A 15314-nucleotide genomic window follows, 5' to 3' on the forward strand; every position below is an offset into this window, starting at 1 on the left:
CGGTACACTCTATGCCGCAAACGAAAAAACGCGAATAGACATTAAAAATGGAAGGAGTCTTCACCATGGGACTTATGGACAAGGCCAAGGAAGCACTGAGCAACGAAGAGAACACCGACAAGGTTCTGGACAAGGCTGAGCAGCTGGGCAAGGACAAGCTCGGCGAGGACAAGGCCGACCAGATCAAGAAGGTTCGCGACATGGCAGACGAGCGCCTGGGCGACAAGAAGTAAGCTACAGAGCTTCTTCACCCCGCATTAGCACCCTGTTTTCACAAGGGAGCTGGTGCGGGGTTTTGCTGTTCTTAGGGGACCCCACAGCCCCACCGACACGCCTTTATTGACAATTATTTTCAAATTGTCCATCATTAACCAAGTGAAAACTATTGTCGATAGAGCTTCTCTTCCGCGCACTCGAAAACAAAAACTTCGAGCCCGGCTCTTCGGCTTTCTACTTTTCCTGGCCGTCCCCGCCACAATCCTCTTGGCGATCTCCATAGGCCCCGCGGGAACAGGTTTCAGCAACGGCATCGTCGCGCTGCTCACCCCGCTCATCAAGACGCTTTCCGACGACCTCCCGGCTCTCAACCACCTTCTGCCAGAGATATCCCCTGCCACGCAATCACTTGTCTGGAGCATCCGGCTGCCCCGTGTCCTCCTTGCTGGACTGGTCGGTGCCTCGCTCGCTGTCGCAGGTGCAACCATGCAGGCAGTTTTTCGCAATCCGCTGGCCGAACCCGGTGTTACCGGTGTCTCCTCCGGTGCAGCAGTGGTAGCCGTCATTCTCATCGTCACTGGCGTGGCCGCGAAAGCACCGTGGGTTCTTTCGGCTGGCGCATTCATAGGCGCGTTGCTGGCTGTCATATTTGTCCAAATCGTCGCCGGTCTCAATGGCGGCAGTGGAGCAACCCTGTTGCTCGTCGGTATTGCACTCAACGCGTTCCTCGGCGCAGTCATCTCCGCCACCATCGCGAACGCGCCACACAGCGATGACGCTCAACAGGCCATGTTCTGGCTCAACGGCGATTTAACTGCTTCGAATTGGCAGGACATTGCACTGGCAGTCGGCCCCATTACCGTCGGCACGGTTATCTTGATGATGCTCATTCCCGAACTCAACCTGTTCCTCCTCGGCGAAGAACAGGCCGCTGCCACTGGTATGCGCACAGTGTGGATCCGGCAACTGCTGCTCGCCCTGGCTGCGTTAGTCACGGCAGCGGGCGTCGCTGTCACTGGCGTTATTTCCTTTGTCGGATTGGTCGTCCCGCACCTGATTCGCCTTGCCATCGGCCCCGATCACCGCAGCCTGCTGCCCATTTCTATGTGCCTCGGCGCAGTGTTTCTCATTCTCGCCGACCTCGTCGCCCGCAGTCTCTTTTCCCCAGTTGCTCTGCAAACTGGCACAGTCACCGCGTTCCTTGGCGCACCGGCGCTACTCGCGTTGATTCTTCGGCAAGGTGGCCGCCAGTCATGAGTCAGCAGACACAAAACCTCAGCGACCACGTCACTAAGCCAGACGCCGATAGCACCGCGCTGCTGCGGGCTACCGACCTCAGTGTCGGTTACCGCAATCGGACCGTCGTAAGTGGCGTGAACCTCGCTATTCGACCTGGCGAGGTCCACGGCATCATCGGTTCCAATGGCACCGGAAAATCCTCCTTGCTCCGTGCTATGGCGGGCATTGTGACACCGAGTTCGGGGCAGGTTGAGCTCCTCGGTGCGCCGCTGACGAAGCTTCGTGCCCACGAACGCGCCACCCGGTTGGCGTACCTGCCGCAGCACACACCGGCCGATGCCGCTATTGACGTTCGAACTGTCGTGGCACTCGGCAGGTACGCGCACCACCGTCGGCGTGACCGTTTCCGCAGTTCACTGAACTCCACGGACCACGACATCGTCGCCTATGCCCTCGACCGCGTTGGTGTCACCGCACTCGCCGACCGTCCCATCACGGCTCTGTCCGGCGGGCAGCGGCAATTGGTGTTCATCGCAAAGCTATTGGCACAACAGGCCAAGGTCATGCTTTTCGACGAACCCACTGCGGCCTTGGACATCGGGTTTCAGCTGGAAATCCTCGAGCTCCTCGGCGAGCTTGCCGACGAGGGCCACGGTATCGGAGTCGTCCTTCATGACCTCAACCTCGCGGCCCGCAGCTGCCACCGGCTCAGTGTGATTCACAACGGCGGATTGGAAGTCACTGGTTCCGCCGAAGAAGTGCTGACGCCTCCCCGAATAGATGCGATTTATCGCATCTCCAGCGCTGTCGATACCGATCCACATACCGGTTCGGTGCGAGTGACGGCGTTGGCTCGGGCTCGCCCGGCTGACTGATTGCAGTTGGCTGTTTCAGACTGTCTGACTCACACTGTCTGATTCCAGCTAGCACCAACGCAACCGAAAACTCCCCAACAATCAAAACTCAACACTCAAGGAAGTACTTTCGTGTTTTCACCAACTTCTCCTATCTCTGCCTTGAAGCGAAACTCTAAAAAGGCCGTCACTCTGCCGTTGATTGCAGCACTCCCCCTCGCTGCGGTGGTCGCTTGTTCTTCCTCGGAGGAGACGGCGCAGCAGTCGTCGTCAAGCGAAACTTCGACAAACCAGCAGGCGCAGTGGCCGCGTACTGTGACCGTCGGTGACCACGACGTTACGGTGCAGAGTCAGCCGAAGCGCATCGTTGCACTGTCGACCGAGGTTGCGGATCTGGCGTTGGAACTGGTTGGGCCAGAGCGTGTCGTAGCCGTGACGAAGAATGCGCTCGATGAGAGCTCGGGTAATCAGGTTGAGCTGGCGCGTCAGGTGCCTAACGCGATTGCCAACTCCACGAAGCCGGATCCGGAGCAGATTCTGTCCTATGAGCCGGACATGGTGTTGATGACCAGCCGCCATGATCAGGAGCAGTCGGCAAGTGAGCTGCTGGGTGCCAGCGATGTTCCGACCGCGGCGTTTGCCAGCAGTGATTTCGCCTCGCCGAAGGCGCTGGCAGAGTCGGTGACCAAACTCGGCAAGTTGCTCGGAGCCGAAGATAAGGCGGCTGAAATGGTTGCCAAGATTGAATCGGAAACCGAAGAGATTCTCTCGGAAATTGATTCCACAACTAAGCCAAAGACGCTGGTCCTGTTTGCCCGCGGTGGTCAGAAGATGATTATGGGCATGCAGTCGGCGACGACGAATCTCGTTGAGCTGGCCGGTGGCGAGCCGATCTCGCCAAAGGGCAAGCGTCCGGGTGCCGTTCCCGCTGATCCGGAGACAATTGTGCAGCTGAATCCGGATGTCATTCTGATTCAGGATTTCCACGGCCAGGGCAAGGCTCCATTCCAGGAGTTGCTGGATAACCCGGCGCTTGCCGACGTCGCTGCGGTCAAGAATGATCGAGTGCAACTAATTGATGCGAAGACGACCTCTGGCACCGCCGGAATGCACATGCCCGATGGACTGCGTGAGATCGCTGACGCACTGGCTAAATAGAAAATAGGTTTTCACGTCGCTATGTGGATTCATGAAGCACTGACTTCCCCACCCCGCGGAATGCACTGGGTTTTGTTATCCAGCTGGGGGCGCAGCTTTTTCTTCGCTCTCAGCGCCGTGTCTCTTGGATACACGCTCGATGCTCTCAGCAGTTTGTACGGCGGTGTCGCAGACACCAGTGGCGGCAACTGGTTTGGGCAGTGGGGACTTCATGAATCCCTGTCCGCTGCAATTGTGGCGGTCATTTTGGGAAGCCTCTGTGCTTATGTCACCGAGGCATTGCCACCACGGCTTGCTGGCGAGCAGGAAAAGCTGTGGCGCTCACATGTGGTTGGCAGTGTGCTGAAGCCGGAGTTTTCCGCTCCTGAACAAGCCCCGAAGCACGCGCATGGAAGAGGGCACGGTGGCGGGAAATCCGGTCACTCACACCGAAGCGCGTCCAACACTGGCGAAGGCCTACTCTTCGATGCCGCGACCACAAGCGTCGAACAGACCGCGAACTACCGAGCGACATTTCTCGCTCCCACGTTGGCCTCGTTTAGTGCTCCACTGATCATTTTGGCGGTCTGGGCTTTGTGGGTGGATACGAAAACCGCCTTGTGGCTGGCACTATTTTTCATTTCCACGCCGCTGATCATTATTGGTGCGGGAAAGATTCTGCGGAAATCCAATGCGACGTATCGCCGAAAGCAAGCGAAGGCCACGCATGCCTACTTGGAGATGCTCGAAGGGCTGGGAACATTCAAAGTTCTTGGAGCAATTGATCGAGTCATGGCACGTTTTGCCAGCCAAACTCGCACTGCGATGTCTGAGCTCACCGCCCTACTCGCCCGCAATCAGCTGATGATTATTGTCAACGACGCGGTTTTTGGTATTGCAATGTCGACGACCGCAATCGGTCTTGTCTTGCTGCGTTTGCAGGCAGATGCAATCAGCGTGGGCACGGCCCTCGCAGGTGTTTTCCTATCCGTTCTGCTCTACGAGCCCGTCAATCGCGTCGGCCGCACTTTCTACATCGGACTCGGCGGGCGCACGCATCGAAACGGAATAGTGGAGGTATTCGGTGAGCCTGCCGCTAAAGCGTTCACAACCGGAACAGCGCATTCCGCCAAAGCCTCCGCACCGCACGCACCGGAGATTTCCCTCCGCGATGTGAGCGTTGACATCGGCGAAAAGCGCATTCTCTCCGATATCAACCTGACAATTCCAGCCGGCAGCAGAGTCGGCATCGTTGGCCCCAGCGGTTCCGGAAAGAGCACACTCCTGCGTGTACTCGCAGGCCTACAGCCGCATTCCGGGGAAGTCTGCCTTGACGGCGACGCGCTTTCGACCCCGGAGTTGCTCGCCAACTCGCTGCTCATCTCCCAGCAGCCAGCCATTTTCGGCACCACCGTCGCGGACAATCTTCGCATCGCATGCCCGGACGCAACGGCCGTCGATATGCGAAAAGCACTTCGCGACGTGCACTTACTCGCTGAAATCGAGCAGCGCCCTGGTGGTCTCGATTCGGAGGTCGGTGATCAGGGCAATTGGCTCTCAGGCGGGCAACGACGCCGCCTGGCCATTGCGCGTGGTCTGCTCGGCGCCGCTCCGATTGTGCTTCTCGACGAGCCGACAGCGGACATCGATCGTCGGACGGAAGGTCTCATCAAGGAGTCCTTGACCCGCCTTGCTGAAGGACGAACGAGCATCATGGTCGCTCACCGCATGGAAGCGCTATCGGACGTTGATCTGGTCATTGTCGTCGCCGAAGGCCGGATCGTGGCTGCGGGCAAACCCGACCAACTGAGCACAAGCAATGAGTATTACGCACGAGCGCTGACCGAGGAGAGCTGACATGAACAACATCATCTGGTTGCTGCGCTTTTCCGCACAGGCTCGCGGAGCGCTCAGTGCATCTATCCTCGCACGCGTGGCTGGGCACATTCTGGGTGCATTGATGCTGGCTGTGCCCGCCTGGGCAATTGCCACAATTGCGCTGTCGAAGTGGGACGCAACCGACTCGTCGCAAAGCTTGAGCATGCAGTGGACGTGGGCGGTCATTGGCGTGGTTGCAGGGCTGGCGCTGTTGAAAGCGATTCTGCGGTATGTCGAGCAGTACCTCGGGCATCTGGCTGCGTTTCGGCTGCTCGGCGAGCTGCGGCTGTGGATCGTCGAGCGTCTTATCCCGCAGGCGCCCGCGGTAACCGATGGGCTGGGTACTGCCAGGATTCACACAATTGCGATTCGTGATGTTGACCGAGTGGAAGTCTTCTTCGCGCACACAATTGCGCCCGCGGTGACGGCCGTACTGATTCCGCTGATGGCGGTCGTGACAGCGGCATCGACTGCCGGAGCACTGCCTGCGATTGCTCTGACGCTGACCTTCGCGGCTGGCTTTGTGATTGCGCTCGCAGGCTCGAAGAAGGCGACGACGGAGGCTTCGGCAACAAACTCCACACGCACGGAAGTTGCACAGTACATTGCCGATACGCTGCGACTTCGGGAGGAAATCCTCGTCTACGGCGCAGCTGAGCAGCGGCTACAGGGACTGCGCGAGCTCGACGAGCAGCTCGCACAGAAGATGCGTGCAGGTGGCAAGCGGGCGGGACTGCGCTCTGGTGCGACGGGGCTTCGGATTTGGGGCGGTAGCATCGCTGTCTTTTGTGCTGGTATCCCGGCTCTTTCCGCCGATTACCGAATGCTCCCTGCCGTTTTGGTGACGACATCCCTGGTGGCGGGAACTGCTTCATCGATGGATTCGATTGAGCTCCTGGCGTCTTCTCTGCCAGCGGGACTCAATGCAGTCACGCGAATCAGGGAGTTGGCTGCACAGCCGCCGACTGTAGAAGAACCGGAGCAGCAGGCACCGCTCCACGCGCAGGCTGCCCGTGCCAACTCCGCCGACCCAGCCCCTGCCCTCGAACTACAATCTGTCAGCTACCACTACCCTGGCGCCGATAACCCTGCGCTGACCAAGATTAATCTGCGCATTGACTCAGGCCAGTTCATCGGTGTGGTCGGCCCAACTGGTTCGGGCAAGTCCACGCTCTCCCGGCTAATCCAGCGGCATGTCGATCCGGATGTCGGCGAGGTCATCATCAATGGCCACAATGCCCGTGACCTCGGCTCAACCAATGTCTGCCGAGCAGTTGTTGTCGCAGATCAGAATCCTTTTCTCATGGAGGCCACTGTCGCCGAGAACTTGTGTCTCGGCGCACCTGATGGCTGCGAGGTTCCCGAATCGCTGATGCACTGGGCACTCGAACTCGCTGCCATCAACCCTGCTGAGATGGCGCTGGACAGGCCCATTGGCCGCCGCGCGCAGCGGCTCAGCGGTGGTCAGCGTCAACGTCTGGCGCTGGCCCGCACCTACTTACGCGCGGTACTAGCCGACGGCACTAAGCCCAATGACCTCGCTGCACACCTCGCCGGAAAGATTGTTATTTTCGACGAAGCCACCAGCCACCAGGATCCACTGACGCAGGCTCGTATCGTAGACAATGCCCGCGCATGTGGAGCGACCTGCATCTTTATTGCGCACCGACTTCAGACACTGGCCGAGGCCGATGACATCCTGGTCATCGAAAACGGCCAGCTCATCGAACGCGGCACGTATGACAACCTCCTCAACGCAGACGGCGCATTTGCTCGACTTGCGCGCGCCGAGGTCTAGGCTCCTTCTAGCTCTCCGCGCAGGTCTTCCGCAGCACCACCACGGTGTCGACAACGTTCTTGCCATCGATTTGCTTGACGACGTCACGCTGCGCCACCACCGCTTCGAGACTCTGCGGCTCGTGCGCAAAGAAATCAGTGACCTCATCCGCGCTGTAGAGCAGCTCGGGGTCTCCCGGGCCGTGGACTTCGTTGTCCGGATGGTGTGAGACTGAGACAAAGTAGCCACCCGGAGTGAGAGCCTCAGCGACGGCTCGCCAGAGGTTCTCCCTGTCCCTGCGCGGCAGGTGAATAAATGCGGCGACTACCAGCTCAAAGCTTCCTGCTTCCGGCTGCCAGTCTGTTAAGTCTTGCTGGACCAGGTTCGCAGAGAGCCCTTCAGCTGCCAACGCGGCTCCAGTGTGTTCGAGCCCGACGCTGGAGAAATCCATGCCGGTGACATCCCAGCCCTGGCTGGCTAACCACACCGTGTGACGGCCACGGCCACAGCCTAGGTCGAGCGCACGTGAGGGGTCGGAGAAACCTTTCCGGATTACCTCAACATGCTGCGCGATTGTCGGATTCGGTTCGCCGCCAAAGAAAGAGGGCGAACCGTCATTTGCGGCCTCGCGATCTGCGGTGAATTTCCCATCCCAGAACTCTGCTGTCGACATGCTCACCAGGATAGACGGCACCGAGAGGCAATGCTGGACTACATGAGGTTCTGCGGAGGTTTGAAGTTCTACGGGGAGAGAATCTCCACCGGCAAACTGGCATCCTAGTGATCCTCGACGAGCTCGCGGAGCCGCTCGAAGATGGCCGCGCCGTCGTGGCGAATACCGTCATGCTGGAATGCATTGGTCACATGTGGCCGCAGGTCCCGGTAGCAGTTGGCTGTCTCCATGGAGTACTCGAACGGCACGAAAATATCGTCGAGGTAAACCGCAGCTGCCGAGGTTGGGGCGTCGGCAAGCAAGCGTGCGGAATCATACGGCGAGCTTTCCCAGGTGTGCTGCGCAAATGCTTCCGCCTTTTCCTTGAAAGGAACGAGCGCGGGGTCCTCGTCGAATTGCCAGGGGAAAACGTGCTCACCGGTGAGGTAGAACGGCTCGTCTCCTGCAGGATTGGCTTTTTCTTCAAAACCTGGGATTTCCTCGCGAATACGGTGAGCTGCCCAATTAGTTGTGGGCTGGTTTCCGACGCCACCATAAATGGATTCGTGAATCGCGGCGTATAGCGGACCGTCGGCGAAACTCACGCGGGATCCTACATCGGCCAGAAAATCGGTGCGCAATTGCTTTTCGCCATTGCGAATGTGGAATGGCTCTTCCAACAAATACGCCAGATTGTGGAATCCATCTCCGCGGCCTAATTCAATTCCGATGGTGCGGAATCGGCGAGAACTCAGTCGCTCACCGGTGGGGAGAGTTTCTGCAGATTGCTCGAGGTGCGCGCAGATTTCTCGAATTCGGTTTTCGACCCACGGATACTCGCGATAAAAACGCTCGTGACGGGTGCGCAGCTTCGCATACGTCGTGCGATAAAGGTCGTCAGCACCACAGTCCAGAACAGGTAAACCACCTGTGAGGTAGGCGTGCTCCACGGATTCCGGATAGCAACTGAGATACGAAGTAATACAAAACCCGCCAAAGGACTGGCCATACAGCGACCATTTGGCAATGCCCAAATGCTTTCGCAATGCCTCCGCGTCTTCGACGATGTATTCCTGACGCAATTGGGCAAGCCGCTCGGCCGGAACATCTGCAATATTGGCCGCATCAATTCGATGCGAGCGCCCAGTGCCGCGCTGATCCAGCAGGATGACGCGGAATTCCTTCAGCGCCTCACCGATTACTCCGCTGGCACCTACCGGACGCGGTGCCGGAAATCCCGGGCCGCCCTGCAAATAAACAATTGCCGGCGCATCCTCATTTCCTGGCGCATAGATTTCCCTGGCGAAAAGCTCAAATGTCGCGGCATTCGCAGCTTCGGTAAAAGGATCCCAGGGCACCTCAACGGTGTGTTCCTTAATAATGTACCCAAAATGCCTGCTTGCAGTACTCGTCGATGCCATGTCTCTGCCGCTCCTCTAATCCCGCTGCTCGTATTTCTTCATCAGCTTTGCGACGAGTAAATCGGTCGCCTCATCGTCAGCAAGAATTTGATCCAACATCTCCCGGTATTCCCGCTGCCGCAGTGCCGTATCTTCTCCGTAGTCATCATAGGAATCACCGGATAGGTCCACACCGAAATCGGATTCGTCGCTGTCATCCTGCACTGTCTCCTGCTGTGCCGTCGGCATGTGCAGATCCGCTGGAAAGTCCGCATTGAACTCCTCCAGGAATTCCTCCGCGCTGGCCTCGGCGTCGGAACGAGACACTCCCCTATCAACCTCAGCCTGAATGCGACGCTGCAGCGCCTTTTCCATCTGACGGTGACGCCAGCTGCGGAGGCGTGCGGGCTCGAAACGTCGACCAACCTCGCGACTCTTGCCCTCTGCTCGACGTGCGAGGACCGCAATCTGCGCCGCGGTATCGTTCAGTGGCGCCCACTCCGAGTGTGCCGACACTCGCCAATTACCCCAGTACCCCAGCAGCGAAAGCAGGATGCTGACGATAGGACCAATGACCATGGACACGGCCATAAACCCCAAATGGTGGCCTCCGATGACAATGACCGCGCAAGCCACGGCCGGGATGACCGTGGGCTGGTTGCCGCCGAAAACAGCGGGTACCCGCCCGGTCACAATGTCGCGGATCATGGAACCACCAGTGGCGGTGAAAACGCCCATCATGATGCACGGCAGAATGGGCAGACCATAAGTGACGCCTTTGACCGTTCCCGTAGCTGCCCAGAGTCCCGAGACCACAGCGTCACCGTGGACCTGAACGTATTCCCAGGTCTTTCCTTTGAAATAGAAAAATCGCGCGATGAGCGCACCGGTAAACGCCAGGATTAGATACTCCGGCTGACTCATTGCAGCGACGGTGCCCTGGTTAATCAGAACATCGCGAATCATGCCGCCGCCCAGTGCGGAGAACAGCGCAATAAAGAAGAACCCGATGATGTCGTAGCCTCGTTGCCGGGCGATGGTGCCACCGATGATGCCCATGAGCAGGACACCACTGACATCGGACCACCGGTACATCGACTCGATGAGCGGATCTACTTCTGCGACGTTCATGATGTTCAAGCTTAGACGCTGCTATTTTTCAAGCATCAACGAAAGGTCGGGATACCCATGGAAAACGCTGACACCTTTGCTTCGGCACGCCCTAGCGACAGGCTCATGCGCGGCATCGCTATCGCCTCTCGCGCGCACGATGGGCACTACCGAAAGGGCTCTGGCGTTCCCTATATCAGCCATCCGATGTCGGTGATGTTGATTGCGGCGAGCGTGACTAACGACGAAGACGTGCTGTTGGCAGCCCTCTTCCACGACATTTTGGAAGACGTGCCGGAGAACTACTCACGTGCCGAGATGGAAGATGAGTTCGGGCCTCGGGTGGTTGAGATCGTCGAGGGCGTCACCAAAGACTCTTCCCTGCCCTCGTGGCAGGAGCGTGCCGATGCCTACCTGGAGCAGCTTTCTCATGGCAGCGAGGAATCTGTCATCGTGGCCGCTGCGGATAAGTTCCACAATCTCAGCCAGACTCTGGAGGATTTAGACCGCGATGGCCACGCTCTGTGGGAACGCTTTCGTTCAACTCCGAGCCAGCAACTGTGGTGGTACACAAGCGTCCGCAACGTGATTGCCGAACGACTGCCCGACTTGCCTTTGCTAGCGGACCTGGGCGTTCTTATTGAGCGCCTCGATTCCTGGGTACAAGAGGCGTAACCTGCGAGTCAACAATTAAACCGACAATAAATCCGGGAACGCGCAACAGGAGAATAATAGTGACTTCCACCGATGCATCGTCCACGACTAATCTGCCCACCACCACTCAGCAATGGGTTTTAGCGTCTCGCCCGACCGGCCTGCCAACTGACGAGAATTTCCGCCTCGAGACCGTCGATTTGCCTGAGCTTAACGACGGCGACATTTTGGTAGCCAACTCGGTCGCTACCGTTGATCCCTATATGCGCGGCCGCATGAACGACACCAAGTCGTACATCCCACCATTCCAGCTCGACCAGCCAATGACTGGCGGTGCTGTAGGCACCGTCCTTGCGTCCAAGTCGGATAAGTTCCAGGTTGGCGACGCTGTCCGCCACTCTTACGGCTGGCAGACCAACGCTGTTATTGCCGATTCCGAAGCAACTCCGGTTGACCTCAACGTTGCTCCAGCTGCTGCCTACCTGGGCATCCTTGGTCTTACTGGCCTTACTGCTTACGTTGGTCTGAGTGCCGTCGGAGAGATGAAGGAAGGCGACGTCGTCTTTATCTCTGGCGCTGCTGGCGCAGTTGGCTCGGCTGCTGGTCAGTTCGCCAAGCAGATGGGCGCTTCCCGCGTCATTGGCTCCGCCGGCTCGGACGAGAAGGTTAAGCGCCTGCTCGAACTCGGCTTTGATGCCGCTTTTAACTACAACGACGGCCCGGTTGCAGAGCAGCTAGCAAAGGCGGCACCAGAGGGCATTGACTTCTACTTCGACAACGTTGGTGGAGACCACCTGGAGGCAGCCATCGGCGCGATGCGCACCTTTGGCCGTGTCGCTATGTGTGGCGCAATCTCCCAGTACAACAACACCGGAGCTCCGACCGGACCACGCAACCTAGCTCTGGCCATTGGCAAGTGCATTACGTTGCGCGGCTTCGTATTGGGCAAGTACCTGCACCTGGCAGGTGAATTCCAGGAGCGAATGGCTCCGCTGGTCGTCAGCGGTAAGGTCGCTTACGATGTCACCACTCGCCACGGTATCGAGAACATGCCAGCTGCATTCCTCGAGCTGTTTAGCGGAGGCAACACCGGCAAGATGGTCGTAGAGTTCTAACGAACTAAAGAACTGCCCTGCGCGGAGCCGAGACTTCCTTCAGCCTGCTGGACATCGCGACACCAACCAATCCCATCAGCGCCAGGAAGATCAAAGCTGCCGCGGGACCGAAGCTAGCGATAACACCTGACAACGCACCGACGATGAGCAGGACAACGCCCATGATGGTGTTGGCCGCTCCGACGTACTCGGTGCGCTTGTCTCCTTCTGCCATGTCAACGACATAGGTCGACCGAGCCACGCGAACACCGGCGTGGACGACCGACATTGCGAAGAAGCCGAGTGGGAATATCCAGGCATTGGTGCTGGTGGAAAGCCAGTGTGAACTGGCGACCAGCAGGAAAAGCACAATCGAACCGACCAGCGAAGAGTAGGTCAGGACCTTCTTCGAGGATTTATCAGACCAGATTCCGGCGACTTTTCCGCCAATGAGCGACGCGAACCCGGCGGCGAGCATGAAGATGCCGACGTTTGCGCTCACTCCCCCGCCACTACCGTCAGAGGCTTCCAGGTCAGCACCCACCTGTGCACTTAGCGTGACGATGAACGACGTGGATAGTGCTGTGACCAGCAACAAGCTACGGACAATCACGAAGTCACGGAAGTTTTTATCCTCTGCAAAGAGCCGCCAGGTGTCCTGCCACCAGGTTTTATTCGGCTCGTCCTTGTCATCTTCATTGGTGGGCTCGACAATTCCGCGGAAGATCAAAACCGCTGCCACCCACGACAGCGCCGCAACAAAGATGAGCCCCGCCACGATTGGTTTGGTGACGTTGTCGCGGATGATCCACAACACCGCACCAACGATAATTGCGGCGACACCGCCCAACATCGCAGCTCGGCCGCTGATCTGCCCGCGCTGCCCCTTCGGAATCGTGCGTCCCTGAACATCCTTCGAGGCCATCGAGCACAGGGCTCGTGCCGTCGCAAAGCCTGCAAGTGCAATGATGACAGCGACGCCGAGCGCGGTGCCTTCCAGGAACAATGCCGCCAGACCAATCAGCACCGCCGCGATGGCTTGCCCCAAAGCACCAGCGATCCAGACGGTTGTGCGGCGCGGGCGAGACTTTACCCACGGTGTCAGCGCTGCCTGCGGCAGCATCGAACCAGACTCACGCACCGGCACAAGCATGGCGATGAAGAAGCCCGGCGCTCCAGCCGAATGAAGTAACCATGGCAACAGCGTCTTTGCCGCAACGATTTGATCGCCGATATTCTGCAAACCGTGCGCCCAAACGTAGCGCTTGGCGTTGGCGCTGGCGTGTTTTTGCACCGACTCTGGGTTCTCCCCTGCGGGTTTGGCAGCTTCCGAGCTATCAGTCATACCTTTTACGCTACCTGCCTGTAGCAACGGCGCTACCGCACGTGGCTGTCTGCCCAGGCCAGTCAAAGACCGAATCGCGCTTGTCCCCTCAGCCACTACACTCGCGGGAAGAACATCTAACAGCTTCAACGAAAGTAGAAATATGCCCGCTGACCTTTATCGGCGTCTCTCCAACCTCGATGGCAAGAGCTACGGTGCATACAAATCTTTGCGTGGCTCCCACGACCTGCCGGATCTGGACGCGACGCTGTTTATCGACAAGGTCCAATCCGACCCCTATGCCCCGGCATCACGGGCACGCGTCCATATTCCGCTGTCCGTACTGGACTATCGCGGCGCCTCCCGGTCACAGCCCGGCAGGTTCAGCACGGCGGAGCTCGATTTGCTGAACCGCCGTCTCGTGCGCGCTTTGAAGAAGTATGGTCGCGGGCTATTCATTGATTCTCCAGGTCAGCAGGTCTTGCGCCGAGCAGCTGTCGCTGAGCTCCGTGCGGATGCGCACGACGTCGATAAGCATGGCGATGCCCTACAGATCAGCCTAGAAATCCAACTGCCCGCCCGCGGCCGACGCATTCTCGGGCGTGAGGCGGCGCGCTTGATCTGTGAGGATCTGTTTGACGCGCTTGACGACGCCATCGTGAACGCACCCATCGATGCGCTCGAGGCAGCCGCGGAATTGGAGTATGACCAGCTCTTTTTGCGCCGTGCAGTGGCGGACGCGGACCTGATTGGGTTTGTGGCAGACAGTGCGGTGTTGCCTCGTCAGGCGGGCAATAGCCAGCTTCCGAAGCCCGGCGCGACTGCGTTTACCTCGCCGGAATCGCTGCAGCACAGTTTTCAGCTGCCGTCGGGCAAAACCGTGCACGGCATGGGTATTCCGCGGGGCGTGACGTTGATTGTTGGTGGCGGTTATCACGGCAAGTCCACGTTGTTGTCTTCCCTGGTCACGGGTGTTTATAACCATGTCGCTGGCGATGGCCGCGAGTTTGTAGTCGCCGACGAGACTGCGGTTGCGCTGCGTGCCGAGGACGGCCGAGCCATCACTGGTGTGGATATCTCGCCGTTTATCAACGGCCTTCCCTCCGGTGATGACACGACCCGGTTTTCCACGGCGAACGCATCGGGGTCGACGTCCCAAGCTGCTGGTCTGATGGAGGCGCTGGGTTCCGGTGCGCGAGTGCTGCTCATCGATGAGGACACTTCCGCGACCAACTTCATGATTCGCGATGAGCGCATGCGCCGCCTCATCCCCGATGACCGGGAGCCGATTACTCCACTGGTCGCACGGGTCCGCGAGCTCTGGGAAAACCACGGAATCTCCACGGTCATCGTCGCTGGTGGTTCTGGTGCATTCATCGATGTCGCGGACACCGTGATTGCTATGGATGCGTACACGCCTTACGACGTCACCAAGCGCGCCCGTGAGCTCCGCGAATCGGCTACTCCGGCCGAGCCTTCGCCTGCTTTTGCGCAGATCGGTGAGCGTTTTCTGCAGGCTGACTTCCCCGCCGGCGAGAGCCGCGGACGTGGCGGTCACGGTGGCCGTGGTGGACACGGTGGTCGCGGTGGTCGCGGTGGTCGTGGCCGAGGCTCGAAACCACCTAAGCCACCGCGTGCGCGTGGTCTCGAGCTGATTCAGGTGGGCAAGGACAATCTTGACTTGCGTGCTGTCGGCCAATTGATGGATTCCTCCCAAACAGAAGCCATTGCCCGAATTCTGGGGGCCGTCGTCAAGCAGCTCGATGGGCGTACTGACCTCACCGAGCTGATCCAGCGCGAATACGACAACTTTTGTCATTCGCTCTTCGATGCGACAGCTGCGTCCACCAACTCTGGTCATCTCGCGGAACCGCGTTTCCAGGAGGTTGCGGCGGCAATCAACAGGCTTCGGCTCTTGCGGTAGCGGCTCGAAGGTTCGTGGACCAGCCCCGCCCCTGCGGCTGCCGCGGCTAACTTCC

At 58.9% G+C, this 15314-nt stretch carries 13 protein-coding genes; 9 read left to right on the forward strand and 4 right to left on the reverse strand.

Annotated elements, in window-relative coordinates:
- The first annotated feature begins 65 nt into the window (after positions 1–65).
- The 6 genes from HMPREF3053_RS05410 (at position 66) to HMPREF3053_RS05435 (ending at position 7122) form a co-directional block, all read left to right on the forward strand.
- Positions 66–233 carry an antitoxin gene (locus HMPREF3053_RS05410; RefSeq protein WP_016422348.1) on the forward strand — a complete coding sequence of 56 codons (168 nt, stop codon included), beginning with the start codon at positions 66–68 and terminating at the stop codon, positions 231–233.
- 250 nt (positions 234–483) lie between these two features.
- A complete protein-coding gene (locus HMPREF3053_RS05415; protein WP_231367182.1) occupies positions 484–1473 on the forward strand; it encodes a FecCD family ABC transporter permease in 990 nt (329 codons plus the stop codon).
- Positions 1470–2330, forward strand: a complete 861-nt coding sequence (locus HMPREF3053_RS05420) for an ABC transporter ATP-binding protein (protein ID WP_016422346.1) — start codon at positions 1470–1472, stop codon at positions 2328–2330. Before HMPREF3053_RS05415 ends, HMPREF3053_RS05420 begins: the two co-directional genes overlap by 4 nt.
- 111 nt (positions 2331–2441) lie before the next feature.
- On the forward strand, positions 2442–3467 hold the full coding sequence (locus tag HMPREF3053_RS05425) for an ABC transporter substrate-binding protein (RefSeq protein WP_070439421.1): 1026 nt from the start codon (positions 2442–2444) through the stop codon (positions 3465–3467).
- 117 nt (positions 3468–3584) lie between these two features.
- The gene (locus HMPREF3053_RS05430; RefSeq protein ID WP_246818337.1) at positions 3585–5303 is read left to right on the forward strand and encodes an ATP-binding cassette domain-containing protein; all 1719 of its coding nucleotides are present in this window, start codon (positions 3585–3587) and stop codon (positions 5301–5303) included.
- 1 nt (position 5304) lies between these two features.
- Complete coding sequence (locus tag HMPREF3053_RS05435; protein WP_070767394.1) at positions 5305–7122, forward strand: amino acid ABC transporter ATP-binding/permease protein; 1818 nt, start codon at positions 5305–5307, stop codon at positions 7120–7122.
- A 7-nt stretch (positions 7123–7129) separates the two neighbouring features.
- Here the strand turns inward: HMPREF3053_RS05435 and HMPREF3053_RS05440 are convergent, their stop codons facing one another.
- From HMPREF3053_RS05440 to HMPREF3053_RS05450, 3 genes are all read right to left on the reverse strand, one after another.
- Entirely contained in the window at positions 7130–7774 is a 645-nt protein-coding gene (locus HMPREF3053_RS05440) for a class I SAM-dependent methyltransferase (protein ID WP_083317219.1), read from the reverse strand.
- A gap of 104 nt (positions 7775–7878) precedes the next feature.
- Positions 7879–9174, reverse strand: a complete 1296-nt coding sequence (locus tag HMPREF3053_RS05445; protein WP_070767395.1) for an alpha/beta fold hydrolase — start codon at positions 9172–9174, stop codon at positions 7879–7881.
- A 15-nt stretch (positions 9175–9189) separates the two neighbouring features.
- A complete protein-coding gene (locus HMPREF3053_RS05450; protein ID WP_070767396.1) occupies positions 9190–10284 on the reverse strand; it encodes a trimeric intracellular cation channel family protein in 1095 nt (364 codons plus the stop codon).
- A gap of 57 nt (positions 10285–10341) precedes the next feature.
- On the opposite strand from HMPREF3053_RS05450, the gene HMPREF3053_RS05455 reads away from it, so the two are divergent.
- Both HMPREF3053_RS05455 and HMPREF3053_RS05460 read left to right on the forward strand, forming a co-directional pair.
- A complete protein-coding gene (locus HMPREF3053_RS05455; protein WP_049172644.1) occupies positions 10342–10938 on the forward strand; it encodes an HD domain-containing protein in 597 nt (198 codons plus the stop codon).
- Positions 10939–10997: 59 nt separating this feature from the next.
- Positions 10998–12032 (forward strand): NADP-dependent oxidoreductase, encoded by a 1035-nt coding sequence (locus HMPREF3053_RS05460; RefSeq protein WP_210400041.1) that lies wholly within the window; start codon positions 10998–11000, stop codon positions 12030–12032.
- A gap of 4 nt (positions 12033–12036) precedes the next feature.
- Here the strand turns inward: HMPREF3053_RS05460 and HMPREF3053_RS05465 are convergent, their stop codons facing one another.
- On the reverse strand, positions 12037–13356 hold the full coding sequence (locus HMPREF3053_RS05465) for an MFS transporter (RefSeq protein ID WP_246819379.1): 1320 nt from the start codon (positions 13354–13356) through the stop codon (positions 12037–12039).
- 142 nt (positions 13357–13498) lie between these two features.
- Between HMPREF3053_RS05465 and HMPREF3053_RS05470 the strand changes: the two genes are divergently transcribed.
- Positions 13499–15259 carry an ABC-ATPase domain-containing protein gene (locus HMPREF3053_RS05470; protein ID WP_070767397.1) on the forward strand — a complete coding sequence of 587 codons (1761 nt, stop codon included), beginning with the start codon at positions 13499–13501 and terminating at the stop codon, positions 15257–15259.
- Positions 15260–15314 lie beyond the last annotated feature (55 nt).

The organism is Corynebacterium sp. HMSC064E07, assembly GCF_001815745.1.
Classification (GTDB): Bacteria; Actinomycetota; Actinomycetes; order Mycobacteriales; family Mycobacteriaceae; genus Corynebacterium; species Corynebacterium jeikeium_D.